General features: G+C 61.5%; 26 protein-coding genes. 9 read left to right on the top strand and 17 right to left on the bottom strand.

Going from position 1 to position 25707, the window contains the following annotated elements; translation table 11 throughout:
* Positions 1 to 23 precede the first annotated feature (23 nt).
* A complete protein-coding gene (gene asnB, locus ACB034_RS01460; protein WP_371171883.1) occupies positions 24 to 1688 on the top strand; it encodes an asparagine synthase B in 1665 nt (554 codons plus the stop codon).
* Between the two features lie 164 nt (positions 1689 to 1852).
* Here the strand turns inward: asnB and ACB034_RS01455 are convergent, their stop codons facing one another.
* The 11 genes from ACB034_RS01455 to ACB034_RS01405 all read right to left on the bottom strand — a co-directional run bounded on the left by ACB034_RS01455 (position 1853) and on the right by ACB034_RS01405 (position 12722).
* Positions 1853 to 3349, bottom strand: a complete 1497-nt coding sequence (locus ACB034_RS01455) for a C69 family dipeptidase (RefSeq protein ID WP_371171882.1) — start codon at positions 3347 to 3349, stop codon at positions 1853 to 1855.
* 461 nt (positions 3350 to 3810) lie between these two features.
* Positions 3811 to 4446, bottom strand: coding sequence for a maleylacetoacetate isomerase (maiA, locus tag ACB034_RS01450; protein ID WP_216992536.1), 636 nt, complete (start codon positions 4444 to 4446; stop codon positions 3811 to 3813).
* A 72-nt stretch (positions 4447 to 4518) separates the two neighbouring features.
* Positions 4519 to 5514, bottom strand: coding sequence for a fumarylacetoacetate hydrolase family protein (locus ACB034_RS01445; protein WP_371171881.1), 996 nt, complete (start codon positions 5512 to 5514; stop codon positions 4519 to 4521).
* Between the two features lie 9 nt (positions 5515 to 5523).
* Positions 5524 to 6681 carry a homogentisate 1,2-dioxygenase gene (locus ACB034_RS01440; RefSeq protein ID WP_201977301.1) on the bottom strand — a complete coding sequence of 386 codons (1158 nt, stop codon included), beginning with the start codon at positions 6679 to 6681 and terminating at the stop codon, positions 5524 to 5526.
* Positions 6674 to 7804, bottom strand: coding sequence for a 4-hydroxyphenylpyruvate dioxygenase (hppD, locus tag ACB034_RS01435; protein WP_225632008.1), 1131 nt, complete (start codon positions 7802 to 7804; stop codon positions 6674 to 6676). Before hppD ends, ACB034_RS01440 begins: the two co-directional genes overlap by 8 nt.
* Before the next feature lie 224 nt (positions 7805 to 8028).
* Positions 8029 to 8709 (bottom strand): HAD family hydrolase, encoded by a 681-nt coding sequence (locus ACB034_RS01430; RefSeq protein WP_371172063.1) that lies wholly within the window; start codon positions 8707 to 8709, stop codon positions 8029 to 8031.
* A 15-nt stretch (positions 8710 to 8724) separates the two neighbouring features.
* Entirely contained in the window at positions 8725 to 9384 is a 660-nt protein-coding gene (locus tag ACB034_RS01425; protein WP_042024907.1) for a TIGR01621 family pseudouridine synthase, read from the bottom strand.
* Between the two features lie 169 nt (positions 9385 to 9553).
* A complete protein-coding gene (locus tag ACB034_RS01420; protein WP_026457515.1) occupies positions 9554 to 10246 on the bottom strand; it encodes an ABC transporter permease in 693 nt (230 codons plus the stop codon).
* Between the two features lie 3 nt (positions 10247 to 10249).
* Positions 10250 to 10990, bottom strand: coding sequence for an ABC transporter permease (locus ACB034_RS01415; RefSeq protein WP_042024909.1), 741 nt, complete (start codon positions 10988 to 10990; stop codon positions 10250 to 10252).
* Positions 10991 to 11128: 138 nt separating this feature from the next.
* Positions 11129 to 11902 carry an ABC transporter substrate-binding protein gene (locus tag ACB034_RS01410; RefSeq protein WP_042069713.1) on the bottom strand — a complete coding sequence of 258 codons (774 nt, stop codon included), beginning with the start codon at positions 11900 to 11902 and terminating at the stop codon, positions 11129 to 11131.
* Between the two features lie 49 nt (positions 11903 to 11951).
* Positions 11952 to 12722: an ABC transporter ATP-binding protein gene (locus tag ACB034_RS01405; RefSeq protein ID WP_026457651.1), complete on the bottom strand. Its 771-nt coding sequence runs from the start codon at positions 12720 to 12722 to the stop codon at positions 11952 to 11954.
* Between the two features lie 533 nt (positions 12723 to 13255).
* Here ACB034_RS01405 and ACB034_RS01400 point away from each other — a divergent pair.
* Positions 13256 to 14158: a lysine exporter LysO family protein gene (locus ACB034_RS01400; RefSeq protein WP_042070040.1), complete on the top strand. Its 903-nt coding sequence runs from the start codon at positions 13256 to 13258 to the stop codon at positions 14156 to 14158.
* A gap of 11 nt (positions 14159 to 14169) precedes the next feature.
* Complete coding sequence (locus tag ACB034_RS01395; RefSeq protein ID WP_371171880.1) at positions 14170 to 14790, top strand: ACP phosphodiesterase; 621 nt, start codon at positions 14170 to 14172, stop codon at positions 14788 to 14790.
* A 40-nt stretch (positions 14791 to 14830) separates the two neighbouring features.
* Here ACB034_RS01395 and ACB034_RS01390 read toward each other — a convergent pair whose 3' ends face one another.
* Positions 14831 to 15214, bottom strand: coding sequence for a DUF2069 domain-containing protein (locus tag ACB034_RS01390; protein ID WP_026457653.1), 384 nt, complete (start codon positions 15212 to 15214; stop codon positions 14831 to 14833).
* Positions 15211 to 15561, bottom strand: a complete 351-nt coding sequence (gene arsC, locus ACB034_RS01385) for an arsenate reductase (glutaredoxin) (RefSeq protein ID WP_042024913.1) — start codon at positions 15559 to 15561, stop codon at positions 15211 to 15213. Before arsC ends, ACB034_RS01390 begins: the two co-directional genes overlap by 4 nt.
* Before the next feature lie 60 nt (positions 15562 to 15621).
* Between arsC and ACB034_RS01380 the strand changes: the two genes are divergently transcribed.
* On the top strand, positions 15622 to 16104 hold the full coding sequence (locus tag ACB034_RS01380; RefSeq protein WP_371171879.1) for a TlpA disulfide reductase family protein: 483 nt from the start codon (positions 15622 to 15624) through the stop codon (positions 16102 to 16104).
* 103 nt (positions 16105 to 16207) lie between these two features.
* Here the strand turns inward: ACB034_RS01380 and ACB034_RS01375 are convergent, their stop codons facing one another.
* On the bottom strand, positions 16208 to 17662 hold the full coding sequence (locus tag ACB034_RS01375; RefSeq protein WP_371171878.1) for a M48 family metalloprotease: 1455 nt from the start codon (positions 17660 to 17662) through the stop codon (positions 16208 to 16210).
* Between the two features lie 374 nt (positions 17663 to 18036).
* Here ACB034_RS01375 and ACB034_RS01370 point away from each other — a divergent pair, with 374 nt between their 5' ends.
* The 3 genes from ACB034_RS01370 to ACB034_RS01360 all read left to right on the top strand — a co-directional run bounded on the left by ACB034_RS01370 (position 18037) and on the right by ACB034_RS01360 (position 20434).
* Positions 18037 to 18300 carry a sulfurtransferase TusA family protein gene (locus tag ACB034_RS01370; protein WP_201977291.1) on the top strand — a complete coding sequence of 88 codons (264 nt, stop codon included), beginning with the start codon at positions 18037 to 18039 and terminating at the stop codon, positions 18298 to 18300.
* The gene (locus ACB034_RS01365) at positions 18294 to 19364 is read left to right on the top strand and encodes an AI-2E family transporter (protein WP_026457030.1); all 1071 of its coding nucleotides are present in this window, start codon (positions 18294 to 18296) and stop codon (positions 19362 to 19364) included. Before ACB034_RS01370 ends, ACB034_RS01365 begins: the two co-directional genes overlap by 7 nt.
* 260 nt (positions 19365 to 19624) lie before the next feature.
* Positions 19625 to 20434 (top strand): MipA/OmpV family protein, encoded by an 810-nt coding sequence (locus tag ACB034_RS01360; RefSeq protein ID WP_225631995.1) that lies wholly within the window; start codon positions 19625 to 19627, stop codon positions 20432 to 20434.
* A gap of 84 nt (positions 20435 to 20518) precedes the next feature.
* Here the strand turns inward: ACB034_RS01360 and ACB034_RS01355 are convergent, their stop codons facing one another.
* Complete coding sequence (locus ACB034_RS01355) at positions 20519 to 21319, bottom strand: alpha/beta fold hydrolase (RefSeq protein WP_371171877.1); 801 nt, start codon at positions 21317 to 21319, stop codon at positions 20519 to 20521.
* Between the two features lie 102 nt (positions 21320 to 21421).
* Here ACB034_RS01355 and ppk2 point away from each other — a divergent pair, with 102 nt between their 5' ends.
* Positions 21422 to 22249, top strand: a complete 828-nt coding sequence (gene ppk2 / locus ACB034_RS01350) for a polyphosphate kinase 2 (protein ID WP_223378060.1) — start codon at positions 21422 to 21424, stop codon at positions 22247 to 22249.
* Between the two features lie 68 nt (positions 22250 to 22317).
* Here ppk2 and ACB034_RS01345 read toward each other — a convergent pair whose 3' ends face one another.
* Together ACB034_RS01345 and ACB034_RS01340 are read right to left on the bottom strand one after the other, a co-directional pair.
* On the bottom strand, positions 22318 to 23391 hold the full coding sequence (locus tag ACB034_RS01345; RefSeq protein ID WP_371171876.1) for a succinylglutamate desuccinylase/aspartoacylase family protein: 1074 nt from the start codon (positions 23389 to 23391) through the stop codon (positions 22318 to 22320).
* Between the two features lie 9 nt (positions 23392 to 23400).
* Complete coding sequence (locus ACB034_RS01340) at positions 23401 to 24162, bottom strand: transporter substrate-binding domain-containing protein (RefSeq protein WP_371171875.1); 762 nt, start codon at positions 24160 to 24162, stop codon at positions 23401 to 23403.
* Between the two features lie 111 nt (positions 24163 to 24273).
* On the opposite strand from ACB034_RS01340, the gene ACB034_RS01335 reads away from it, so the two are divergent.
* Positions 24274 to 25671, top strand: a complete 1398-nt coding sequence (locus ACB034_RS01335) for a PLP-dependent aminotransferase family protein (protein WP_371171874.1) — start codon at positions 24274 to 24276, stop codon at positions 25669 to 25671.
* Positions 25672 to 25707: the final 36 nt, after the last annotated feature.

Here is a 25707-nt window from a genome sequence, read left to right as displayed (position 1 = left end):
AAAAATCAAGAGGATTACCGCCAATGTGTTCTATTTTCGGCATTCTGGACATCAAATCCGATGCAGCAGCCCTGCGCAAATCGGCGCTGGAGATGTCCAAGCGACTTCGTCACCGCGGGCCTGACTGGTCCGGCGTCTACAGCTCCGACAAGGCCATTCTGGTGCACGAGCGCCTGGCCATCGTCGACCCGGGCAACGGCGCCCAGCCGCTCTACAACCCCGAACGCACCCATGTGCTGGCGGTCAACGGCGAGATTTACAACCACAAGGAGCTGGAGAAAAACCTCAAGGTCGACTTCCAGTTTCAGACCCACTCCGACTGCGAGGTGCTGCTCGCCCTCTACAAGGAGAAGGGCCCGGCATTTTTGGACGATCTGAACGGCATCTTCGCCTTTATCCTCTACGACGCCGAGCAGGATGCCTACCTGATTGGCCGCGACCACATGGGGATCATCCCCCTCTACACCGGCCGCGACGAGCACGGCAACTTCTATGTCGCCTCCGAGATGAAGGCCCTGGTACCGGTGTGCAAGAGCGTCGAAACCTTCCCGCCGGGACACTACCTGTGGAGCAAGGATGGCGAGCTCAAACAGTGGTACAAGCGCGACTGGATGGAGTACGGCGCGGTCGAGCACAACGTCAGCGACAAGGCCGAGCTCAAAGCCGCGCTGGAAGCGGCGGTCAAGCGCCAGCTGATGTGTGACGTGCCCTACGGCGTACTGCTCTCCGGCGGGCTGGATTCGTCCGTCATCTCCGCCATCACCAAGCTCTACGCCGCCCGCCGGGTGGAAGACGACGACAAGAGCGAGGCCTGGTGGCCCCAGCTGCACTCCTTCGCCGTCGGCCTGGAAGGCTCCCCGGATCTCGCCGCCGCCCGCAAGGTCGCCGATCACCTGGGCACCATCCACCACCAGATCCACTTCACCGTGCAAGAGGGCCTGGATGCCCTGACGGATGTCATCTATCACCTCGAAACCTATGACGTCACCACCATCCGCGCCTCCACCCCCATGTATCTGATGGCCCGTTACATCAAGGCGATGGGCATCAAGATGGTGCTCTCGGGCGAAGGCTCCGACGAGCTGTTCGGCGGCTACCTCTACTTCCACAAGGCACCGAACGCCCGGGAGTTTCACGAGGAGACGGTGCGCAAACTCTCCGCTCTGCATCTGTATGACTGCCTGCGCGCCAACAAGTCCATGGCCGCCTGGGGCGTGGAGGGCCGCGTGCCCTTCCTCGACAAGGAGTTCATGGACGTGGCGATGCGCCTCAACCCCGCGGACAAGATGTGCGGCAAGGGCAAGATCGAGAAGCACATCCTGCGCGAAGCCTTCGAGGATCTGCTGCCCCATGAAGTGGCATGGCGCCAGAAGGAGCAGTTCTCCGACGGCGTGGGTTATTCGTGGATCGACAGCCTCAAGGCCATGGTCGAGCAGGAAGTGACGGATCAGATGTTCGAGGCGGCGGCGTTCCGCTTCCCCATCAACACCCCGCTCACCAAGGAGGCGTACTACTACCGCGCCATCTTCGACGAGCACTTCCCGCTCGAATCTGCCGCTCGCACCGTGCCCTACGGCAAGTCGGTCGCCTGCTCCACGCCAACGGCGCTCGAGTGGGATGCCAAGTTCAAGGAGATGGCAGACCCGTCAGGTCGCGCCGTGATGGACGTCCACCAGCAGGGTTACTAACTCACTGAGCAATACGACCACGACCAAATAAGCGACCAGATAACGCTAAATATAAAGAGCCCTTCACCATGGTGAAGGGCTCTTTATATAGGGCCCCAAACAGCGGTGGCGGCCAATCGATCTGACCGCCAGACACTCCCTTTTTCACTATGAGTGCGTCGCGATTAATCCTTTTTCGCCTGGTTGGCAAAGAAGATGTCAGCCTGAATATCCTGAGTGCGCACCGTAAAGATCTGGTTGGTCAGATCTTCCGTCAGGGTCTCGGCCTCTTTCATCACCCGCAGATTGAAGTCGTTGAGCATCTTGTTGGCAGCGGCCTTGTCGGTTTTGGCCATTTTCAGATAGCTGGCCTCCATCTCTTTTTGCTCTTTGGCGATCTTCGCCTCCCAGCTCTGGTAAGCCTGTTTCACTATCGGTGCCAGCTTGGGGTAATCGGTCATCACCAGCGTCTGCAACTTGCGATATTTCCAGTAGATGGAGTCGCTGTCTGCCTTGTCGCTACCCATGGCATAGTGAGCTGGATAGGCTTCCAGACCACTGTAATAGGGAACGTAAGCCGTCAAATCCGCCATGCCGAGGCCCACATAGGTCACCTCGCCCACCTCTCGCGGCATCCAGGGTCGCACTTGCATCACGTGGGACTCATAGGTGCGAAACACGCTGATGGGGCGCCACGGCTCCTGTCCATTCAACCCCTTGCTGTAGGGATCATGCTCGGTACCGTCATAGTGATTGCGCAGCACCGCCTTGACCTCTTCCAGCGTCATTTTCTTCTCCGGGGTCAGATAGACCGGGAATTGGCGGCCGGCATCCACCGCCTGCTTGAGCGATGGATTGAACATCTTCTGGATGGTCCAGACCCGCGGATCGTTATAGGTGCGATCCCGCTCGTCATCACGGGTATAGACCTTGGAGAAGTTGAAGACCCCATCCTTTTGCGGATCATAGAGCCCCTTCTCGGTGGCAAACTCGATCAGTTTTTTCGAGCCCATCATGTCGGCACTCGCGGGATCGTACTGTTGCAGGCGCCCCTGATTACCTGAAGCAAAATATTTATCCTTGGGCAGACGCTGCGCCATCCAGTGATGGCCGGTGGCAGTCTCCAGATACCAGAGCTCGTCATCATCCACCACGGCGACGCCAAACCCTTCCCCTGCGCCTATGGTTTCGATGATATTGCCAAGCAGGGCAACCGCCTCACGGGCCGATGTGGCGCGGGAGAGCAGCACATCGGGAATATCATCCTCGGTGATCCCCTTGTCCTCGACATAGGGCTCGAAGGCGAGCGCCTCTGGCGAGGCAAAAATGGACTCGGTACCGCTCACCCCCACCCCTTTCTCGTTGAAACCGGTGGCACCGTGCAGCTGGGTCTTCCAGTTCGGCACCGTGGTGTAACGCAGAGAGTTTTTCGGCAAGGGGTAGCTGAAATCATTGGCGCCGTTGTGGGCCCTGGAGCTGTGCATACCGCTTTGCCCCTGCTTTGCCGGATGGATCACGAAGTGCTGGGCTTTCAGAGCATCGCTGTCGGCACTGCGGGCCACCATCATGGAGCCATCGGCGGTGGCCTCACTGCCGACCAACAGGGTCGTACAGGCGAATGCCGAAGAGAAGAGCGCAAGGTTGATGGAGAGTGCGACGACGCACTTCTTGAAGGAATGCATAAGAGCTCCTTGTTGCAAATTGGCGGTGGCTCGCCCGCCCCTCCTGCCCCCTGCTGCAACTGATCGCGATGGTGACACAGGCCGTGCATAACGGGCCATCAAACGATAAAGACATGAACAGGAGAAGGGCGGACATCTCTTGGCGTGGTAGGCAGAAATCCCAAATCCACCGATGCACGACCTGTTCGCATCTTCTCCCAGCGTCGCGATACTAGGCCTAATTGACTGATGTGAATGTGATTGATGACGCAAAACACCAACCATCAAGACCAAGCCAATTAAAAATGTCGATAATTGATGAAAACGCAGGATTAACACCCATCAGCTTTCCAACAACTTCACTTCAATGGGCAAGCGGGAATAGGGTCGAGTAAAAGAAGGAGGTAGAGAGGTAGAGAGGTAGAGAGGTAGAGAACGAGATGGTGTAGACACCATCTCGTCCTTTTTGATGTGTCAGCTTGTCACTGTGCATCCGGCTGATTGGCGGGAGCGGCCTTGATAAAGGCCTGCAACTGCTCGCAGTTGGCGACGATGCGGCTGATGGTGGGGTACTCCTCCAGCGACATCTCGTAGCGGCGGGCGTTGTAGACCTGGGGCACCAGCATGCAATCCGCCAGGGTCACCTCGTCCCCGACGCAATAGACACCGGCCGTGCTCATCAGCAGCTGTTCGAGGGCGGTGAAGGTCTCGGTGATCCAGTGGCGATACCAGGCCGCCTCCTGCGCCTTGCTGACCCTGAACTCCTGGCCCAGATAATTGAGGACCCGCAGGTTGTTGAGGGGGTGGATGTCACAGGCGATCATGTTGACGATCTGGCGTACCTGGGCCTTGTCCTCTGCGGCCGAGGGCATCAGGGGGTGGGCAGGATAGGTTTCATCAAGGTACTCCATGATGGCGACCGACTGGCCGACCCGCACATCCCCATCCAGCAGAAAGGGCACCAAGCCTTGCGGGTTGACCCGACGATAGGCTTTCTCCCGCTGCTCATCCTGCCGCAAATTGATCGGATGCTGCTCGTAATCGAGCCCCTTGAGCTGCAACACGATCCGTACCCTGAAACTTGCCGATGAGCGCCAATAGCCAAACAACTGCAACATACTTCGTCCTTTTTTTATCTGCCGACCCGGGGCGAGCTCACCCAGGGTCGGCCCCCGTACGCTCGGGAATCATCACCCCGTTTGGCCACCACCCTGCACCACTTGCTGGGAGATAGTGCCAAACAGACTCTTGCCATGGCGATCCTGCATGGTGATGGCCACTCTATCACCAAACTTCAGGTAGGGGGTTGTAGCTTGATCACAATCAAGAATTTCCAGCATGCGCTGTTCGGCCAGACACGATGATCCGGCGCTGCGATCATAGTTGGAGACGGTGCCCGACCCTATGATGCAGCCCGCCCCGAGCGGCCGGGTCTTGGCGGCGTGGGCGATCAGCTCATAGAAGTTGAAGGTCATGTCCACCCCCGCATCGGGCGCGCCGAACAGAGCGCCATTGAGGTAGGTTTCAAGGGGCAGGTGAACCTTGCCCTCACGCCAATCCTCCCCCAGCTCGTCCGGGGTGATGGCCACCGGCGAAAAGGCGCTGGAGGGCTTGGACTGGAAGAAGCCAAAGCCCTTGGCGAGCTCTGCCGGGATCAGGTTGCGCAGGCTCACGTCGTTGACCAGCATCAAGAGCTTGACGTGGCTGGCTGCGGCTTCACGGTTCACCCCCATGGGCACATCGTCGGTGATGATGGCGATCTCGGACTCAAAATCGATACCCCACGCCTCGGACTCCATCACGATGGGACCACGGGGGGCGAGAAAGCTGTCGGAGCCCCCCTGATACATCAGAGGATCGTGCCAGAAGCTCGAAGGCATCTCGGCGCCACGGGCCTTGCGCACCAGCTCCACGTGATTGACGTAGGCACTGCCATCGGCCCACTGGTAAGCGCGGGGCAAGGGGGAGAGGCAGGCCGTCTCGTCGAAAGGAAACGCCTCGGGGCACTCTCCATCGTTGAGCTGCTGATAGACGGCGGCCAGCCGGGGTTCGATGACGGCCCACTCGTCCAGCGCCGACTGCAGGGTGGGTGCTATGTCTGCCACCCGCACCCCGTGGCGCAAGTCCCTACTCACCACCACCAGCGCGCCGTCGCGCTTGCCATTGTTCAATGTTGCCAGTTTCATGATGGCTCCTTATTTGCCGCTGCCACTGGTGAGTCCGGGGCGCTGCCAGCTGGTGACATACGCCGGGTTTTCTATCCCCTCGCACAGGCTGCCAACATGGAGCGCATCGCGGGTATCGAGCATGACCGCCACCTCATCGGTGAACTTCTTGGCATAGGCCTGGCCCGCCGCAAACGCCTTGGGATGGGGGCCGTGGGTAAAGCCGGCGGGATGGAAGGTGACCATGCCCCGCGCTATGTTGTCCCGACTAAAGAAATCCCCGGCGTGATAGAAGAGCACCTCGTCGTAGTCGTCGTTGCTGTGGTAGAAGGGCACCTTGAGGGCGCCGGGATCGCTCTCGATGGGGCGCGGCACGAAGGTGCAGATGACGAAACGGCTCGCCACAAAGGTGGAGTGAGCCGAGGGGGGCAGGTGGTAGCGGTGGCTCATCAGCGGGCGGATGTCGCGCCAGTTGAGACGCACCACGCAGAGATCCCCGTGCCACCCCTGGGCATCGAGCGGATTGAACGGCCAGGTGATGACGGAGACCTGATCGTGGCGCTTGACCTGCAGCGACCAGGGATTCTCATCCTGCTGGGCCAGGAAACGTTCGTTGATGGCGGGCACATCGAGCGCCGCCGGATCGAAGATGGCATGATTGCCCACCAGCCCCTTGTCCGGCAGCTGGTAGCTATCGTTGGTCGCCTCGATCATCAGGATGAAGAGGGGCGCGGTGGGCTCGATGCGCCACATGGTGCCACGGGGGATCACCACATAGTCGCCATCCCTCAGGGTCAGGTGGCCATAGTCGCAATAGAACTCACCGCCCCCCTCGTGGATAAACAACAGCTCGTCGCCGTCGGCGTTGCGCACCAGAAACGGCATGGGCTCATGCAGGCGCCAGATCCGGTAGCGACAGTGGGGGTTGCTCAGAATATCCGGCATCACCCAGGGGGAGAGGGAGCTGACATCCTCCTGCAAGCCGTTGAGATCGAAGGCCCGGGGACGCAGCGGCCCCTCCCAGCTGATCCAGTCGGTGGGGGCATGCTTGTGGTGCATGTGGGTAGCCGGGCCGAAAAAACCGGAACGGCCCAGTTCACGCTCGTAGATGGCCTGCTCGGGCAGGTCGGCATGAGCCTGGCGGGAGTGGGTCCCCTCCCGATGGGGGAAACTTATCCAGTTACGCATCACTCTCCTCCCCTTTTCTCTCACCCTGTTCGCTGCCACTGAGCACGCCACGGCGGATCTGATCCAGTTCGATGGATTCGAACAGTGCCTGGAAATTGCCCTCGCCAAACCCCTCGTTGCCCTTGCGCTGAATGATCTCGAAGAAGACGGGACCGATGACGGTGTCGGTGAAGATCTGCAGCAGTATGCCGTCCTTGGTGGGGGAACCGTCGATGAGGATCCGCAGTTCTTTCAGCGCCGCCAGATCCTCCTGGTGCCCCTCGACCCGGCTGTTCACCTTCTCGTAGTAGGTGTCGGGAGTGGGCATAAAACCGGTGCCACGACTGCGCAGGGTGCGAATGGTCTGGTAGATGTCGGCGGACGCCAGGGCGATATGCTGGATCCCCTCCCCCTTGTACTGGCGCAGGTACTCCTCGATCTGGGACTTGTCGTCCGCCGACTCATTGATGGGGATGCGGATTTTGCCGCAGGGAGCCGTCATGGCGCGGGAATGGAGCCCCGTCAGCTTGCCCTCGATGTCGAAATAGCGAATTTCGCGAAAGTTGCCGATCCGCTCGTAAAAGTTCGACCACACATCCATGTTACCGCGATGAACGTTGTGGGTCAGGTGATCGATATCAAGGAGCCCGGCATCCACCTCGGCCATGCGCGCCTGCCAGTCGGGATAGAAGACAAAATCCACCTCATAGATGGAGCCCCGCTCGCCGTAGCGATCGACAAACGACAGGGTGCTCTCGCCGATGCCGTAAATGGCGGGGATATTGAGCTCCATGGGCCCTATCTTGCCGACAAACGGCTTGGCCCCCTTGGCGATAGCGTACTGCTGGGCCTTGCCCGCATCAGAGACCCGAAACGCCATGCCACAGACGCTTGGTCCGTGCAGGCTGGCAAACTGCTCGGCCTGGGAGTGAGGCTCGGCATTGACCACGAAGTTGATATCCCCCTGGCGATAGAGCCAGCACTGCTTGTGTCTGTGCTGGGCGACCTCGGCAAACCCCAGGGAAACAAACAGCGCCTTGAGGGCGGCAATGCCCTTGGCATCCGGGGCCGTGTATTCGACGAACTCAAAGCCGTCGGTGCCAAGCGGATTGATGGTATGGGTAGTAGAGGGGGTGGCATTCATCGGGTACTCCTTGCTCCATCAGGAAAACAGCGCGGGCGGTGACACACTGCCCGCGACAAGTGTTAACAACTTGTTTCATTAGAGGCAGTGCGCGGCAGGAAGAGAAGAGGAAGCCCTCAGATAGTTTTTCGCCCAGGGAGGTTATGAATGTAAATGAATTGTGACATTCAGGGCAAAAGCCTGCGATCAAAGAGCCGGAGCACCTCCCCCCTGTCAGTTTTGTCTTACAGTCGCCAGGATTTGGGGATTAGCCGGGGTAGTTGCGCCCTCCCCCGCGCGAGCCGTGCCGGGGTGGGATTGACAAGCCAGGCTTCTTGCCCCAACGCCAGCAGCGGCAGATCGTGCAGGCTGTCGCTTAAGGTAAGGACAGGCTCAAGGGTGCGCACCTCGGGCAACAGCTTGTGCACCCCGTGGCAATAAAACCGCGGCATCAGGCCGCCGAAACGGTAGTGCATGCGCGAGCCCAGGATGCGGCAGGGCAGCTTGCCCGGGCGCTGCTGGTAGAGCTGGCCACGCACCAGGGCGCGGGGGCTGGCGGAGATCACCCAGCAGCGTGCCCCCGCCTCATTGAGCAGAGCGTGCGCCTGCCGAAAGAGTCCCGGGCGGGTGCGGCAATAGGCGCGCACCAGCTTGCGCCAGCCAAGGGGGGAAAGCCCCAGAGTAATGGCCCACCAGATAAGCGAAATTCCCTGACGACGCTGGCTTGGCAATAGATAGACCAGCCCGCCCAGGGCGATGACCGGCAGCAACAGCAGCGGCCAGCGGCGACGACGCAGGATGTAACGCAGCAGCCCGGCATGGCTGTCACCGGGGGCCAGGGTGTCATCAAAATCAGCCAGGATCCAGCCGATCGTCTTCGCTGCGCTCCCCGCTTTCGCCTCCTCTGTGTCATCAACCAACTGCATCATGCACTCCCGGACTCAGGGCGCCAGGGTTTCGATGGCCGCCGCCAGTTCAGGGGTCACGAACTCGGCCCCCAAGTTTGGTGGGCAGACAAAGTCGAACGGCTCGTTCGCCAGGGTAAAGCGCAGGCGCCAGGCGTGCAGGTAGCCGCGATCGGCCAGCGTGCCGCCGTAGCGCTCATCCCCGAGGATGGGGGCACCAATGCTCTTCATGGCCACCCGGATCTGGTGGGTTTTGCCAGTCTGGGGCTTGATGCGATAGAGGCGCAACCCCTCGCGCACCGACACCGAATCGAACCAGCTGATGGCGGGGTTGTCGAGAGTGCGGGTCAGCATCCAGCTGCCGCCACGCCCCTTTTGCATGTCCCCCTTCACCCAGCCCTGCTTCTTCTTCGGCTTGCGATCGGAGAGGGCCAGATACTGCTTGCTCACCTCCCGCGCCGCGAAGGCCATGCTGAGGGCGCGGTTGGCCTCCGTGGTGCGCGCCAGCAGCACCAGCCCGGAGGTCATCTTGTCGAGGCGGTGCACCGGATAGAGGGTGAGGCCCGTGTCCGCCTTGACCCGATTGACCAGACCCGGATTAAGCAGACCGGGCTCCCCTCCCTCATCGTGCATGCCAATGCCGGGCTGCTTGTCGATAACCAGGAAGGCGGGGTGCTGAAACAGGATCCGGTACATAAAACCTCGATAAACAAAAAAACCTTCGCGGCTCGTCAAGGTGCCGCGCTCAGGCGAGGCATTCTCCCCGCTCCCCCGCCATTTGGCAAACCCGATGTGCCGGGATAAAAAATGGCCCCCACCTGTTGCCGGGCGGGGGCCGTCGTCACCAAGTATGGCAAGCCGTTTGTCAGACACTGCGCGGGCGCAAGTGGGCGTGCCAGCGCGCCTCCCACTTCTTGAACAGCCAGACGATGACGAAGGTCAGCACCATGTAGAGCAGACCGGCAGTCAGGAACGCCTCAAACGGACTGTAGTAGCGGGAGTTGATGATCCGCGCCGCACCGGTCAGATCGACGATGGTGATGATGCCCGCCACCGCCGAGCCCTGCAGCATGAAGATCACCTCGTTGCTGTAGGCCGGTAGCGCACGGCGAAACGAGTTGGGCAAGATGATCCGGGTGAGGGTCTGCCAGCGGGTCATGCCGAAGGCATTGGCCGCCTCAATCTGTCCCTTGGGCATGTTCTGCACGGCGCCACGCACTATCTCGGCGGTGTAGGCGCCGGTATTGAGGGTGAACGCCAGCAGGGCGCAGAACCAGGCCTCGGCAAAGAGCGACCAGGCGGCGCTGTTTTTCAGCCACTCCCACTGGGCTGCGCCGTAGTAGATGATGAAGAGCTGCACCAGCAGCGGAGTGCCGCGAAAGAAGTAGATATAAGCCCAGATCGGTCCCTTGATCAGCCAGTTACGGCTGTTGCGCAGTATGCCCATGGGCACCGCCAGCAGCAGGCCGAGCACCAGGGAGGCTGCCACCAACAGTACCGTGGTGTAGAGACCCTGCCAGTAGGTGGGCCATTCGGTGAGGATGATTGAAAAATCCATGGCTTACCTCGTCTTGATCGCGTAGTGGCGCTCGGCCCACTTCAGTGCCGAGGTGGAGACTGCGGTGAAGATCAGGAAGATCAGCGCCACCGCCATGTAGAAGGTGAAGGGTAGCTGGGTCGAGCCCGCCGCCAGAGAGGCTTTGCGTACCATGTCATCGAGCCCGATGATGGAGACCAGCGCCGTGGTTTTCAGCAGCACCAGCCAGTTGTTGCCAAAGCCCGGCAAGGCGTGGCGCATCATCTGGGGAAACAGGATGCGACGAAACACCTGGGTCGCTCGCATGCCAAAGGCACGGGCAGCTTCCAGCTCCCCCTTGTCCACCGCCAGAATGGCGCCGCGGAAGGTCTCGGTCATGTAGGCGCCGAAGATAAAGCCGATGGTGGCCACCCCGGCCGCAAACGGGCTGATGTCAATGTAATCGGGCAGCAGGGAGACCCACTCCTGATTGGGATTGCTCGCCAGCAGATAGTTGTTGTAGGTCTCGTTGACCCAGGTACAGAGGTTGTTGATGAGCACCTGGCCGCCGAAGAACAGCAACATCATCAGCACCAGATCAGGGATGCCGCGAATGATGGTGGTGTAGGCGGTGGCAAAGCCGCGGGCCCACTTGTAGGGGGAGAGCTTGGCCAACGCCCCCAGCATGCCGAGCAGGAGCGCCAGCAGCAGGGAGGCCAGCGCCACCTCCAGGGTGACCCAGGCCCCCTCCAGCAGGGAGGTTTCGTATCCTTTCAAATCAAACATATGCAGTTCCATCGCAACTAAGCGGGCCCATCACTCCCTTGCGAGAGACAACGGGCCCGATGACTACAGACGAGGGTCAACCTGTCGCTATTGTGCGTATCACGCCCGGCTCCTGCCCGTGGCAAAGAGCCTTGGGGGTTACTCGCCGTAGACGTCGAAGTCGAAGTACTTGTCGTTGATTTCCTTGTACTTGCCGTTGGCACGCAGGGCCAGGATGGCGGCGTTGAATTTCTCTTTCAGATCCTTGTCGGCCTTGCGCACCGCGATGCCGGCGCCTTCACCGAACCACTTGGGATCGGTCAGTTTCGGGCCCACGAACTCAAACGCATCGCCGCCCTCTTTCTTGAGCAGACCGTCGCTGATGGCGGCGGAGTCGGCCAGCACGTAATCGACGCGGCCGGATTTCAGGTCGAGATAGGCCTCATCGGCGGTGCCGTAACGCTTGATGGTGGCGTTGGGGAAGTTGTCGGTAATAAAGGTGTCCATGGAGGTGGCACGCTGCACGGCCACGGTTTTGCCGTCCATGAAGGCTTTCTCCAGCTTGACGTCAGTGCCCTTCTTGGCAGCGAAACGGGCCGGAATGTGCTGGTACTTCTGGGTGAAGTCCACCTTCTTCTTGCGCTCTTCGGTGATGTCCATGGTGGCGATGATGGCGTCATACTTGCGCGACAGCAGCGCCGGAATGATGCCGTCCCAGTCCTGCTTGACCAGGGTGCACTTCACCTTCATCTCGTCGCACAGGGCGTTGGCGATATCGATGTCAAAGCCTTTCACCTCGCCGCTCGGCTCGGTCCAAGAGAAGGGAGGGTAAGCCCCTTCCACCCCAATCCGCACCTCTTTCCACTCCTTGGCCATCAGGCTGCCGGAAGACAGAGCAGTCACAACGGCGGTCGCCAGCATCAGCTTGTTCATGTATCTCTCCTTGATAAAACAGTTGATCGTTGATTCGAAATCTCGTCCATCAATAGATGGAGGAGATGAATTGCTTGAACCGTTCGGATTTGGGATGGGCGAAGATCTCCTTGGGGTTGCCCTCCTCCTCCACGCGGCCCTGATGCAGGAACATCACCTTGTTCGATACATCGCGGGCAAACGACATCTCGTGGGTCACCACCAGCATGGTGCGCCCCTCTTCGGCCAGCTCGCGCATCAGACCGAGTACTTCTCCCACCAGCTCGGGGTCGAGCGCCGAGGTGGGTTCGTCAAACAGCATGACTTCGGGTTCCACCGCCAGGGCACGGGCAATGGCCGCCCGCTGCTGCTGGCCGCCGGAGAGGTGGCCGGGATAATAGTCGCGGCGCTCCCACAGGCCGACCCGGTTGAGCAGATGCTCCGCCTTGGCGATGGCCTCGGCACGGGGCACCTTCAGCACCTGGATGGGTACCTCTATGATGTTCTGCATGATGGTCATGTGCGACCAGAGGTTGAAGCTTTGAAACACCATGGCCAGGCGGCTGCGAATGCGCTCCACCTGGCGCATATCCTCCGGCAGGCGCTCGCCGGCGCGGCTGGTTTTCATGCGAATAAGCTCGCCATGGAGTGAAACCGTGCCGGAAGAGGGTGTTTCCAGCAGATTGATACAGCGAAGAAAGGTCGACTTCCCCGAACCGGAGGAGCCGATAAGGGAGATCACATCCCCCTTGTGGGCGGTCATGTCGATGCCCTTGAGCACTTCGTGGGTGCCAAAATACTTATGCAGATCACGTACTTCCAGTGCGGCAACGTCGCTCATCCATTACAACCTTGTCTGTCCCTAGACGCCGCTGGGGCGTGACTCACACCATCTCTTTTTAACAAATAGTTAACCGATGGCAACCTTCAGCGAAAATATCATCGGGATAGTTAAAAAACAATACAGAACAGGTGTCTTTGGTGTTTTGTCTGTATTTTTATTGGCCAGCAAGGTATTTTTCAGCACTTTGTGTGCATAAAACCCTAATCGCACCATTCTGGCAACACCGCCTTTTTATACTTGCAGCGCAAGGGTGGCAAGAAAAATCAGGTCAATGACCGATAAGCAGACAAAATTCACTTTATTCAGCCAACCCTTGATCGCATCTTGTTGAAAAATGGACTCTCCCCTGCCAAAACCCGCTTGCACCCGGGTGGGGAACCAGATTGGTTCAGCGCCCTGTTTTGCACCAGAAAGATAACAAATCGATAAAAAAGTGTCGGATGAACCACGCAAACCCACAGATATGTGACACAGAGCCAAGAAGTAATGATAAGGTGGTGTTTTTATCAATTTTTGTGACCGAGGCCCCGATGTTGCTCAATGTGTTGCTGATCCTGTTACCTCTGGTGATCGGCTATCTGGTTCCCCTCTCCTCTGCCCGGCTGATCAAGCTGGTCAACCAGTCTCTCGGCAAGATGGTCTACCTTATCTTGTTCCTGATGGGGCTGGGGCTTGCCTATGTGGAGAACCTCGGCAGCAACCTGGCAGTGATCTTCAAGGTGGCCGGCGTCATGCTCACTGCCATTACCCTGTGCAACCTGCTGGCGCTCTGGTGGCTGGACCGGCGATCTCCTCCGACCCACGAGGCCAGCGACGGCAAGATGCCGAGCAAATTGCACCTGTTGTGGGAGTCACTCCAGCTCTGCTTCGTGGTGCTCGGCGGCGTGCTGCTGGGGCTGCTGGTGGACCTGCGCGCCCTGCCCATCGACAAATGGAGTGAGTGGGCCCTGATGCTGCTGCTGTTTCTCATCGGGGTGCAGATGCGCAACTCAGGCATGCGGCTGCGCCAGATCCTGCTCAACCCCTGGGGCATGAAGATAGCCGCCACCGTCATCGTCAGCAGTTGGCTCGGCAGCCTGTTGGCCGCCCAGCTGCTGGAGATGCCCGCCAGCCACGCTCTGGCGATCAGCTCCAGCTTCGGCTGGTATTCGCTCTCCGGCATCCTGGTGGCTGACAAGCTGGGCCCTGTGCTGGGCTCCGCCGCCTTTATCAACGATCTCGGCCGCGAGCTTATCGCTATCCTGATCATCCCGGTGCTGATGCGCCGCCACCCCAGTGCCGCCATCGGCTACGGCGGCGCCACGGCGCTCGATTTCACCCTGCCGGTGATCCAGAAGTCGGGGGGCATCCAGGTGGTGCCGGTGGCCATCGTTTCCGGCTTTATCCTGAGCCTGCTCGGCCCCATCCTGATCCTGGGCTTTCTGGCGATCTGAGCGCCAGCATCATGAACTTTCTGGCACATCTGCATCTGGCGGCCCACACCGACAGCTCCCTCACCGGTAATCTGCTGGGGGATTTTATCAAGGGGCCGCTGCCGACCGGGCTGGATGCTCCTTTTGATGAGGGGATCTGGCTGCATCGCAAGATAGATGGCTTCACCGACGCCCACCCCGAACACAGGGCGGCGGTGGCCAGCTTCGAGGCTCCCTGGCGCCGCTTTGGCGGCATCCTGGTGGACATGCTCTACGATCACTGGCTCAGCCAGCACTGGCCGCAATTTCACGAGCATCCCCTGCCCAATTTCTTGCAGCAGAGCTATGCCCGGCTGTTGGCAGATCACCGCATCCTGCCGGATGGTTTGCCAACCCCGCTCACACGGATGGCGCAGCAGAACTGGATTGCCTCCTATCAGCACAGGGAGGGGCTGGGTCAGGCCCTCAACGGCATCGGTCGTCGCCTGCGCCGTCCCCTGCCCCTCGGAGATGCCCTGCTCACCCTGGATGAGAGCCGCTGGCGCCGGTGCGAGCAGGGGTTTCTGCGCTTCTACCCCGAGCTGATGGCGTTCAGCCACCAACAGCTGGCCAAGTACCGCAGCGAGACTGCTATCCATCACCAAACGCCATAAAAAAACGCCCCATTCGGGGCGTTTTTGACAGCCGGATGCGTTATTTCGCTTCCTCTTTCTTCTTGCGAATGCTTAAACCCAGCTCGCGGCCACGCAGGCGGGCGTAGTAGATGGTGCCAACAAAGGCCAGGGTGGTGAGCAGCAGCTCCACCACCGCCAGCCACCGCTCCCCTTCATCCGTGGTGATCAGGGTCAGGGCATGGAGGAAGTAGGGCATCAGCACGAAGTTGCCCCAGGCGTGGGTGTAGGGGTTGCCCTGCACTATCCCCTTGAGGGGAAATAGCAGTGGCACAGTCCAGATCACCGGCAGCAGCCAGGGGTTGAGGTCCGGGTGGGGCGAGAGCCACAGGTGCCACAGCAGCACCCAGATCAGCAGGCCGAAGAAGCCGACCAGGGTCAGCAGACGGGCAAGGCGGGTGGTCACTTGAGGATCTCCAGTACCTGCTCTGGCGGACGGCCGATACGGGCCTGGCCATTCTTGATGACGATGGGGCGCTCGATCAGCTTGGGATGCTGGTGCATCGCCTGGATCAGAGCTTCTCCGCTCTGCCCGGCCAGCCCCAGCTCCTTGTAGAGATCTTCCTTGGTGCGCATCAGCTGGCGCGGATCGGTGAAGCCAAGCTGACCCAGCAGGGTGCGGATGGTCTCCACGCTCGGGGCCTGCTCCAGATAGAGCACCACGTCCGGGGCGATCCCGCGCTGTTCCAGCAAGGCCAGGGTTTCACGGCTCTTGGAGCAGCGCGGATTGTGGTAGATTTGGGTCTCGCTCATGGTAACTCCCTGATTAATCGCAAGATGGGACAAGAAACGGCGCTATTGTAGGGGAAAGTGATGGTCAGGGTAAGCGGCAGTGGAAAGGAATTGAAACGAATTTGTTGGGTGATTGTGGCCGGCCTGCTGAGCGCCTGTACGCCGGCCCCCGAGTTCACCGATGCGCAGGGCCAGCCTCTCTCCCTGTCGCACTTCGCCGGCAAGCCGCTCCTGGTCAACTACTTCGCCCCCTGGTGCGCCCCCTGCCTTCGGGAGATGCCGCGCCTCGCGGCACTCGCCCGGGAAGGCGAGATCGCCGTGGTGGCTATCAACTATGACCCGGCGACGCCGGCTGAGCTGGGCCAACTGGCTGAGCACTATGACATCCCATTGCCGCTGCTGATCGCCAACGAGACGGCGACGCTCCCCTTCCCGCGCCCGACCGGGCTGCCCACCAGCTATCTGCTCGATGGCAAGGGTCGACTGCAGCAGACCCTGGTCGGCGAGCTCGACCAGCCGCAGATCGATGCCCTCAAGGCGGCAGCCCGCACCTTGGGCAACTAGCCCTTCATCCCCTCATCACGCAGGCTGTCACTCGCCACCTGTCACCAGCAATGACAAGGGCGCACCGAGGTGCGCCCTTGTTGGCTAATCGCATACAGGGTCATCACCCCTTGAGGCTGTCGAGATCCTTCTTGGCCCGCTCCAGCTCGGTGATCCTGGCCTCGAGCCGGGCCAGCGTCATCCTATCCTTGGTGGTGCCACGGGCCACGATGAGCTCGTCGATGGCAGCCTGATAATCCCCGCGCAGCGCAAGCATCTCGGCCCGCGCCATGTGCAGCTCGGTCATCCGTCCCGCCTTGCGATAGGCATCGGAGAGCAGGTTCCAGGCCAGGTTGTTCTCATCATGCTCGCGGGCATAGGGGTCGAGAATGGCGATGGATTTCTTGTAGTTGCCACTCTCGAGATAGGCATTGCCAAGGTTCACCACTATCACCTCGTTGTCCGGCATGCGGGTGCGGAAATTTTCCAGCCGGGCGATGGCCTGGGCGCTGCGCCCCTTGGCAAGATCGATGTCGGTCAGGGCATCCACCACGAACAAGTCTTCCGGATGGCGGGAGGCCAGCTCCTTCATCAGGGCATCCGCCTCGTCGGTGCGCTTGAGCTGGATCAGCGCCAGCGCCTTGCCGTAGATGGCGGCATCCTTGAGGGGATAATCTCCCTTCTGGATGCGGGTGTCGAAGTAGCTCAACAGCCCCTGGGGGGTGTCCGTGCCGTAGCGCACCTGGATGCGTACCTTGGCCAGCCAGAAATCGAGGCTGGGTGAGAGGTTGCGGCGACTGTAGTTGCTCGCCCTGGACCGCGCCTCGCTGATCCGGGTCTCCGGCAGCGGGTGGGTCAGCAACATCTCGGGCGGCTTGCTGGCATAGCGGTACTCGGCGGCCAGCTTCTGGAAGAAGGTCGCCATCCCCATGGGATCGAAGCCGGCGTCATACAGGGTCTTCATGCCAATCCGGTCCGCTTCGTACTCGTTGTCACGGGTGTAGTTGATGGCGGACTGCATGGAGAGGCCGAGGGTGGTCTGCAGGGCGGCGATACCGGCGGTGGGGTTGATCACCGCCAGCGCAATGGAGCCCACCAGACCGGCCAGGGTCATGGCGGAGCTGCTCGCCTGCGCTTCCATGTAGCGGGCGATGTGGCGCTGGGTCACGTGGGTGATTTCGTGGGCCAGCACCGAGGCGAGCTCGCTCTCGTTGTCGGCGTAGAGAAACAGGCCGGTATGCACCTTGACCCGCCCGCCGAGGAAGGCGGCCGCGTTGATGCTGGGGTCATTGATGAGGAAAAAGGTAAACGGGAAGCGTACCCCGTCGGCATTGGAGAGCAGACGCTGGCCCAGATCGTCGATGTACTGGTTGAGCACGGGGTCGTCGATGATGGGCAGCCCCGCCCGGGCGAAGCGCATGAAGGCATTGCCGTAACGGACCTCCTGCTCGATGGGCAGGGCCGAGACACCGGCGGTGCCGATGTCGGGAAGCTGGTTGTTCGCCTGGGCATGAAACGTGGCGCCCATCAGGGAGGCCAGCAGGGGAATGGATGCCATCAGGGGGGAAAAGCGTGCCACGTTATCTCTATCTCCAATAGGGTCTGTTGACGTTGCGGCGCAAGCCGCGTTGCAGCGACAAATGGCGCCAGGCAAGGCGCGGAACGCCGACAATGGCCATACCCTTGGCCACTCCTGCAACGACGCATGGCGTCATTTACCGCGCAACCCGTAGGGACAGGCCAGCTTTTGCGCAAAACGTCGTGACTCGATCCATGCCCCTGGGCTGGCGCAGCCTGGTCTTGCGCAAAAACTGACGCCGTCGCGGTCGTGACGAAACGTCAGCAGACCCTACCGGGGCTTCGGCAGAATACCCTTGCCCCAGAAGGGCTACAAGCGTTGTTTCGTGCTGTCATCGCGGCCATAATAGCGACCACTCGCGAGATGGAGCCCTCATGGAGTACCTCGACCTGACCCCCTGGCGTTGCCCCGAGCCCCTGATCCGGCTCAAACTCTGGTTAAGAGAAGCCCAACCAGGCCAGGTTGTGACCATCCGCCTGGCCGATCCGGGTTCGTGGCAGGATATTCCGGCCTATCTGCAACGCCTCGGCCATCAGGTCACGCTGCAACAGGCGCCGGATCAGACCCTCTCTTTACTACTGGTTGTCGGGGCCAGGCCACTCTCACAGACCCCGTCGTGTAAGGACGCTAGATGTTAGAAGTATTGAAGCGCTGGTATCAGACCCGTTTTTCCGATCCCGATGCCGTCACCCTCTTCCTGTTGCTGCTGTTCGGCTTTGCCGGACTCTGGCTGTTTGGCAACCTGCTCGCCCCCATCCTGGTGGCCATCGTCATGGCCTATCTGCTGGAGTGGCCTGTGGTCCGGCTGCAGCAGGCTGGGCTCTCACGCACCCTAGCCACCAGTCTGGTGCTGCTCATCTTCATCACCCTGGCGGTGACCGCTGTGCTGGGCCTTATCCCGACCCTGGTCCACCAGAGCATCAATCTGGCCAAAGAAGCCCCGGCCATGCTGACCCATGCCCAGGACTATGTGCGCACCCTGCCGGACAGATACCCCGAGCTTGTCGATGTCAGCCTGGTGGAAACCGTCATCGACAACATGCGCCAACGCATCCTGAGCGGGGGCGAGCACCTGGTCAGCGCCTCCCTGAGCTCCCTGGTGAACGTGGTGGCCATCATGGTCTATCTCATCCTGGTGCCCCTGATGGTCTTCTTCATGCTCAAAGACAAGCAGGTGCTGATGGGGGGGCTGCGTCGCTTCCTGCCGCGCAACCGCACCCTGGTCAACCGGGTCTGGGTCGAGATGAACAACCAGATCATCAACTACATCCGCGGCAAGGTGATCGAGATCCTCATCGTCGGGGTGGCGACCTATATCCCCTTCGCCCTGATGGGGCTGCGCTACTCGGCCCTGTTGGCGGTGGCAGTCGGCTTCTCCGTGCTGATCCCCTATATCGGCGCCGCCGTGGTGACGGTGCCGGTGGCCATGGTGGCCCTGTTCCAGTGGGGGCTCACCCCAGAGTTTGCCTGGCTGATGGTGGCCTATCTGGTCATTCAGGCGCTCGATGGCAATCTGCTGGTGCCGGTGCTCTTCTCCGAGGCAGTCAACCTGCATCCGGTGGCCATCATTATCGCCGTGCTGGTGTTTGGCGGCCTGTGGGGCTTCTGGGGTGTCTTCTTCGCCATCCCCCTCGCCACCCTGGTCAAGGCGGTGCTCAACGTCTGGCCCAAGCGGGAAGAGCTGCCCCGCCCCGCCCCCTGATGGGAACATCCCTGCAACGACAGGCAAAGACCAAAAAGAGAGGCCAAGCCTCTCTTTTTTGTTGGCGGCAGCGCTCATCTGCCTGCCGCCAATGCCTCTCACAGCCCAGGCCGGGCGTCCGTTGGGGCCAGTGTTGGCAACACACCACTCTTTTTGCTCTATCAGTTTGAATTCACAATACAAATCGGCTTAACTGGCTACGCCACCGGCACCCTGTTGCGCCACCACTGCATCGGTCACCGACCCATAAGGATATTCATATGCCCCCAGTCCCGGCCTTGCGCCATGCCTCTCTTGGCGCCCTTCTGGCGCTGCTGCTCTCGGCCCCCGTCCGGGCCGATCTCGATCTCGGGGCACTCAGCGCCTTCTCCAGCGACAGCCCAAGCAGCCCCATTCCCAAAGGACTGGTCGTGGGCGGCGCCTTCATCGCAGGCCAGGCCCGTTACCAGCATCAGGACGACACCCTGCTGCCCATCCCGGGCGCCCTCTATTTTGGCGACAACCTGATGTATCTGGGGGATCGGGCCCGCTACTATCTCACCCGGGATGGCGGCTTCTCCACCTACGCCTTCGGGCGGATGCGCTTTGGCAACCTGGATCCGGATGATGATGCCTTCCTCCATGGCCTCAACAAGCGCAAAGGGGAGTTCGAGGCCGGCTTCGGGGCCGATCTCATCACTCCCTATGCCCTGTGGACCATGCGGGCCACCACGGACGTGACCGGCAACAGCAACGGCCAGGAGGTGATGCTGTGGGCCAACTTCCCCATCATCCGCGGCCCGCTGCTGCTGATGCCGGGGGCCGGCGTGATGCTGCGCAGCCACAACCTCGCCAACTATTACTTCGGCGGCGTGTCGCAAGAAGAAGCCCGGGCAGGCAGGCCGGCGTGGAACACGGGCACCACCCTCTCCCCCATGGTCTCCGTCATCGGCAGCTATCGCTTCAGTGCCAACTGGATTGGCGGCTTTGGCGTCAACTACGAACGTTATGACGACGACATCGCCGACAGCCCCATCGTCCAGCACAAGGGCGAGCTCTATGCAGGCTTCGGCCTCGGCTATATCTGGTAACCCCTCATCAGCCGCACAAGTCGCAAGACAAAAGAGAAAAGGAGCCCATGGCTCCTTTTCTCGCTATCCGGCAAGGTGTCACCCTCACAGCCCGGCCAGAAACGCTCCCAGCGCGCCGTTGACGAAGGCGGGATTCTCCAGGGTGGAGATATGGCCCGCTCCCGGGATCTCCTTGAAGGGGCAACCCAGCACCTCGGCCATCAGATAGCCTTCCAGCACGGGACGGGCCTTGTCCTCGCAGCCTGTCATCACCAGGCTGGGTACGGCGATCTCTTCGAGCCAGTCGATGCGATCTTCCCGGGTCACGAAGCTGCGCCCAACCGCCACCATGGCGGCCACCTTGTCGGCGGGCCAGCTCGCCAGGCGCGCCTTGAAGCCATCCATCAAGGTCGCATCCGGCTGATGGGCAAAAAAGAGCGGCGCCACCTGCGCCACGATGGGCGCAGGAATGGTGCCGAGCTGCTCAATCATGGCGAGCATGCCAAGATACCGCTCGCAAGTGATCTGGGGCTCGAGGCCAACGAAGCTGTCCATCAGCACCAGTCCCTTGAGACGCTCCGGCGCCATGTGCGCGAGTTCGACACCCCACATGCCACCGATGGAGAGGCCCACCAGCACGCACTCTGCCACCCCGAGGGCATCGAGCAGCGCCAGGTGAGCGCGGGCCAGGGTCGCCAGGGAGCAGGGGCCTTGTGGCAACACATCGGAATCCCCGTGGCCCCAGAGCTCGGGCACGATGCAGCGATACTGCCCCTTGAGCGCCTCGACTTGCGGCGCCCACATGGCGCTGTCCCACAGATAGCTGTGACCAAACAGCAGCACAGGGCCCTGCCCCTCGTCCAGATAGGCCATGCGGCGACCCGCTATCTCCATAAACTGCTTCATGTTTTCTCCTGTTGCCTCTAGTGGAGCGGCAGTGTATCACGCCCCCCTTGGCGATGACGCTTCTGTGGTGCAATCTGGAAGAGTGTCAACAAGGAGAAGACCATGCCAAAGGACAAGAGCAAGAAACGCCCGCGCCTCAACAAGAAGCGTTACGAGCATCACCTAGCCCATCTGCAGGAGGAGCTGGTCAAGCTGCAGGAGTGGGTCAAGCAGGAGGGACTGAAAGTCGTGGTGGTGTTCGAGGGACGCGATGCCGCCGGCAAGGGGGGCGTCATCAAGGCCATTACCGAGCCGCTCAACCCCAGGGTGTGCCGGGTCACCGCCCTGCCCGCCCCCTCCAACCGGGAACGCTCCCAGTGGTACTTCCAGCGTTATGTGGCCCACCTGCCCGCCGCCGGCGAGATGGTGCTGTTCGACCGATCCTGGTACAACCGGGCCGGGGTGGAGCGGGTGATGGGCTTTTGCAGCGACGAGGAGTACCGGGAATTCCTGCGCGCCTGCCCCGAGTTCGAGCGGATGCTGATCCGCTCCGGCATCACCCTCATCAAATACTGGTTCTCGGTCAGCGACGAGGAGCAGGAGAAGCGCTTCAAGGAGCGGATCAGCACCCCCATCAAGCGCTGGAAATTCAGCCCCATGGATCTGCAATCCCGCTCGCGCTGGGTCGAATACTCCCGCGCCAAGGATGACATGTTCACCTACACCGATACCCAGGACAGCCCCTGGTTCGTGGTGGAGGCGGATGACAAACGCCGTGCCCGCCTCAACTGCATCTCCCACCTGCTCGGCAAGGTGCCCTACGAGGCGATCCACTACGAGCACATAGAGCTGCCCCCCATCAGCACCGAAGGTTACGAGCGCCCGCCGCTCACCAGCCAGAACTTCGTGCCGGACATCACCGCAGATCTTGATGACAAAGACGATCACTGATAACGCCTGACCCGGCCAGCCGCTCTGGCTGGCCTGTCAACGCAGCGCACAAAACTCCGGGTAGCCATTTACAGCCCCAGCAAGTCCCCTTCCCGATGGGCAACCTCACCGGCCAGGAAGATCACCTCATCTCCGGTGCAGGCCAGCCGGTTGAGCACCCTGGCGTAACAGAGGCCTTCGTGGTGCGTGGTCAGAGCAATACGCCCCCCGGTTTGCGCATCCGTCAGCCAGCCGACCCGCTGCCCCGCCAGCACCCGATCCCCGGGTGCAACCTCGTAGCTCAGGATCCCCGCCGCCGGGGCCGAGATCACCTCCACCGCAGCTAGTGGCGTCACCTTTCCCTCTGTGCAGGCGGGCGGATCAGCTGACATCCTGAATGCGGGATCAATCCAGCCAGACTCCACCAGGCAGGCCAGCAGCCGTCGGGCGTCCTGCTCGGCCAGATGATCGGCCACATCCTGCTGCCCCCTCAGCTCCACCGTCACCGCGACCGGCACCTGTGGCCCCTCCATCAGGGCATACCAGTTCTGCAGCAGGGCATCATCAAAAGACATGCCCCCCGCCTGCTCGCTAAGCAGCATCACCCCGGCCCCGAGGCAGGCACCCAGGCACTCCACCTGGCTGCGCTGGCGAACGTGGCCATAGAGGTGCAGCAGGGCGTCGCTGTCGCAATGGATGTCCAGCACCAGATCGGCCTCCAGTGCCCAGCCAAACAGGGTGTGCTGCAACCACGCCAGTTCGCCGCAGGGACGCCGTTCGGCCAGCCTGGCCAGCAACAAATCGCGCGCCGTCAGGTGGGTGGGTATTGCCTCCCCCTTCGCCACCAGCAGGGGATATCCCCGGTTGAAGTTCTGTCCGGTGGCGGCCAGAAAGCGCCCCTGATGCAACCCCAAATGCCACTGGGACAGACCGATGGGGTTGGCCTGGGGCACCAGACGGATACGCCCCAACAAGGCTCCCTGCTGCTCCAGGGCCATCAGATGCTGGCGCAGGCGATGCAGGGCCAGCACCCCGGGCAACTCGTCGGCATGCAGACCCGCCTGCAGATAGGCAAGGGGCCCACTGCAGCCAAATTCCCAGGCCTGCAACACCCGTTGACTGCCCGGCGTGCCGCCGGGCAGGGGGAGTTTGATCTCCTTCATCCTGTTCCCTTATTCGTACTGGTCGTAATCGAAGTACTTGTCGTTGATCTGCTTGTAGGTGCCGTTGGCCAGCAGGGTACCGAGCGCCTTGTTGACCTCCCCCAGCAGGCGGGCGTCCTGCTTGCGCACCGCGATGCCGGAGCCGGTGCCGAAGTAGGCGGGGTCATTCATCCTGGGACCGAAGAAGTCGAACCCGGCCGCCCCTTCCCGCTTCTTGAACTCCATGCCAACGCCGATTTCCACCACGATGGCATCCAGCCGACCCGCCATCAGATCCAGCCAGGCCTGCTCTGCCGAACCATAGGTGCGCACCTCGGCCCCCGCCTTGCCATAGACATCCTTGGCATAGTTCTCCTGAATGGAACCAAGCTGCACACCTATCCGCTTGCCGGCCATGGCAGCGGGTTCACCATTCAGGGACGTATCGCGAGGCCCCATGAAACGGGAGTAGCCCCCCTGATACTTGTCGCTGAAGGCTATCTGGCGCAGGCGCTCTTCGGTGATCGCCATGGAGGCGACGATCATGTCGAATTTTCTGGCCTTGAGCCCCGCGATCATGCCGTCGAAGTCGTACTGCCTCAGCTCGCAGGTCACCTTCATCTCGGCGCACAGCGCATTGGCGATATCGACATCGAACCCGGCCAGCGTGCCGTCCGGATTGACCGTACTGTAGGGCGGGAAGGTACCATCAGTCGCGATGCGAAGGACGGGGGCGGCCAGAACGGACTGGGTAAACAGCAGGCCGGTGAGTAATAACAGGGCTCGTTTCATGGTGTCTCTCCTCTGGGTGGATGGCTCGACACTATTGCATTTGCCCGATACGTTACATATACAATCCATTAACAATCACCCCAACCGTACAGGTCAAAGAGCCACTACAGTATGCCCTCCCTCTCCCTCGATCCGACCCAGGGTTCCCTGATCCAGCAGTTGATACACGCCATCCAGCAGGCCATCGCCGCGCGCCAGCTTGCGCCGGGCCAGCGCCTTCCCTCGGTGCGCCAGCTCGCCGCCACCCTTGGCATCAGCACCTTCACCGCTGCCGACGGTTACAGCCGGCTGGTGCAACAGGGGGTGATCGTCGCCAGACGGGGGGATGGCTACTATGTGGCCCGCACACCGCTGGCCCCGCCCATGGCACCGCCGCCGGTCCCCGATGCCCGCTGGCTGACCGACCACAGGATCACTCCGGGCCCCGAGGTGGTCCAACCCGGCTGTGGCTGGCTGCCCAGCCAGTGGTACCCGACCCAGATCCTGCAACGCGCCCTGCGCCAGCAGGGACGAGAGGCCGACTGCGCCATCGCCTATGGTCACTCGGCGGGCTGGCAGCCGCTGCGCCAGCACCTCTGGCAACACCACGAGGCGCTCGGCATTCCGGTGGAGCCGCAGGGGGTGCTGTTGACCCAGGGGGCCAGTCAGGCCCTGGCACTGGTGGTGCAGTCGGAACTCCGCTCAGGCGACACAGTGCTGGTGGACGACCCTGGCTACTGCAACCTCATCACCCTGCTGCAACACGCCGGCATGAGGGTGATCGGCGTCCCCTGGACAGCGCAGGGCCCCGATTGCGCCGTGCTGGCCGAGCAACTGCACCTGGCGCGGCCCAAGGCCTTCTTCACCAACCCGCGCCAGCACAATCCCACCGGCGCCAGCTACTCGGCCGCCACCGCGTTTCGGGTCTTGCAGCTCACGGCGCAGCACCACTGCCTGATCGTCGAGGACGACGTGAGTGCGGCCCTGACCCAGAGCGCCACCCCGACCCTGGCGGCGCTGGCGGGTCTGGAGCACATCATCTACATCGGCAGCTTTGCCAAGGCGCTGGCCCCGGGCCTGAGAGTGGGTTATCTGCTGGCGAGCGAGGAGCGCACCGACCGTCTGCTGCGCTACAAGGTGATGAACGCCATCGCCTCCTCCGAACTGGCGGAGCGTCTGGTGCTGCGGATGCTCAAGGATCCCGACACCCCGAAAGAGCAGCAGCGGCTGCGGGATCGACTGCTGCGGGCCGGTGAGCGCTGGCAACAGGGGCTGGAGCAGATCCGCTGGCAGAGTTTCTGTCCGCCCCAGGGCGGTCTCTTCTCCTGGGTCAGGCTCCCTGAGCCCCATCAGGATGCCCTGCCCCTGAGCGAAGCGGCGCTGGCCGAAGGGTTATTGCTGGCCCCGGGCAGCCAGTTTCGGGTCGATGCTCCGGCCACACCCTGGCTGCGCTGCAACCTGGCATACAGCCATCAGCCCCTGCTCGACTTTCTGCAGCGCTGGGCCCGCCAGCAGGAGGGATCGTCATGAAGCGATGCTCTATTTGCACCCGACCAGAAATGAAAA

Origin of the sequence: Aeromonas sp. S18(2024), from assembly GCF_041402525.1 — a bacterium.
Classification (GTDB): Bacteria; Pseudomonadota; Gammaproteobacteria; order Enterobacterales; family Aeromonadaceae; genus Aeromonas; species Aeromonas enteropelogenes.
This window is presented reverse-complemented; position numbering and strand designations above follow the sequence as displayed.

What these genes read in the sequence shown, in the direction of transcription:
- asnB (WP_371171883.1), top strand. Translation starts at nt 24, where the DNA reads ATGTGTTCTATTTTCGGCATTCTGGACATCAAATCCGATGCAGCAGCC.
- ACB034_RS01455 (WP_371171882.1), bottom strand. Translation starts at nt 3,349, where the DNA reads ATGCATTCCTTCAAGAAGTGCGTCGTCGCACTCTCCATCAACCTTGCG.
- maiA (WP_216992536.1), bottom strand. Translation starts at nt 4,446, where the DNA reads ATGTTGCAGTTGTTTGGCTATTGGCGCTCATCGGCAAGTTTCAGGGTA.
- ACB034_RS01445 (WP_371171881.1), bottom strand. Translation starts at nt 5,514, where the DNA reads ATGAAACTGGCAACATTGAACAATGGCAAGCGCGACGGCGCGCTGGTG.
- ACB034_RS01440 (WP_201977301.1), bottom strand. Translation starts at nt 6,681, where the DNA reads ATGCGTAACTGGATAAGTTTCCCCCATCGGGAGGGGACCCACTCCCGC.
- hppD (WP_225632008.1), bottom strand. Translation starts at nt 7,804, where the DNA reads ATGAATGCCACCCCCTCTACTACCCATACCATCAATCCGCTTGGCACC.
- ACB034_RS01430 (WP_371172063.1), bottom strand. Translation starts at nt 8,709, where the DNA reads ATGCAGTTGGTTGATGACACAGAGGAGGCGAAAGCGGGGAGCGCAGCG.
- ACB034_RS01425 (WP_042024907.1), bottom strand. Translation starts at nt 9,384, where the DNA reads ATGTACCGGATCCTGTTTCAGCACCCCGCCTTCCTGGTTATCGACAAG.
- ACB034_RS01420 (WP_026457515.1), bottom strand. Translation starts at nt 10,246, where the DNA reads ATGGATTTTTCAATCATCCTCACCGAATGGCCCACCTACTGGCAGGGT.
- ACB034_RS01415 (WP_042024909.1), bottom strand. Translation starts at nt 10,990, where the DNA reads ATGTTTGATTTGAAAGGATACGAAACCTCCCTGCTGGAGGGGGCCTGG.
- ACB034_RS01410 (WP_042069713.1), bottom strand. Translation starts at nt 11,902, where the DNA reads ATGAACAAGCTGATGCTGGCGACCGCCGTTGTGACTGCTCTGTCTTCC.
- ACB034_RS01405 (WP_026457651.1), bottom strand. Translation starts at nt 12,722, where the DNA reads ATGAGCGACGTTGCCGCACTGGAAGTACGTGATCTGCATAAGTATTTT.
- ACB034_RS01400 (WP_042070040.1), top strand. Translation starts at nt 13,256, where the DNA reads ATGTTGCTCAATGTGTTGCTGATCCTGTTACCTCTGGTGATCGGCTAT.
- ACB034_RS01395 (WP_371171880.1), top strand. Translation starts at nt 14,170, where the DNA reads ATGAACTTTCTGGCACATCTGCATCTGGCGGCCCACACCGACAGCTCC.
- arsC (WP_042024913.1), bottom strand. Translation starts at nt 15,561, where the DNA reads ATGAGCGAGACCCAAATCTACCACAATCCGCGCTGCTCCAAGAGCCGT.
- ACB034_RS01380 (WP_371171879.1), top strand. Translation starts at nt 15,622, where the DNA reads ATGGTCAGGGTAAGCGGCAGTGGAAAGGAATTGAAACGAATTTGTTGG.
- ACB034_RS01370 (WP_201977291.1), top strand. Translation starts at nt 18,037, where the DNA reads ATGGAGTACCTCGACCTGACCCCCTGGCGTTGCCCCGAGCCCCTGATC.
- ACB034_RS01365 (WP_026457030.1), top strand. Translation starts at nt 18,294, where the DNA reads ATGTTAGAAGTATTGAAGCGCTGGTATCAGACCCGTTTTTCCGATCCC.
- ACB034_RS01360 (WP_225631995.1), top strand. Translation starts at nt 19,625, where the DNA reads ATGCCCCCAGTCCCGGCCTTGCGCCATGCCTCTCTTGGCGCCCTTCTG.
- ACB034_RS01355 (WP_371171877.1), bottom strand. Translation starts at nt 21,319, where the DNA reads ATGAAGCAGTTTATGGAGATAGCGGGTCGCCGCATGGCCTATCTGGAC.
- ppk2 (WP_223378060.1), top strand. Translation starts at nt 21,422, where the DNA reads ATGCCAAAGGACAAGAGCAAGAAACGCCCGCGCCTCAACAAGAAGCGT.
- ACB034_RS01345 (WP_371171876.1), bottom strand. Translation starts at nt 23,391, where the DNA reads ATGAAGGAGATCAAACTCCCCCTGCCCGGCGGCACGCCGGGCAGTCAA.
- ACB034_RS01340 (WP_371171875.1), bottom strand. Translation starts at nt 24,162, where the DNA reads ATGAAACGAGCCCTGTTATTACTCACCGGCCTGCTGTTTACCCAGTCC.
- ACB034_RS01335 (WP_371171874.1), top strand. Translation starts at nt 24,274, where the DNA reads ATGCCCTCCCTCTCCCTCGATCCGACCCAGGGTTCCCTGATCCAGCAG.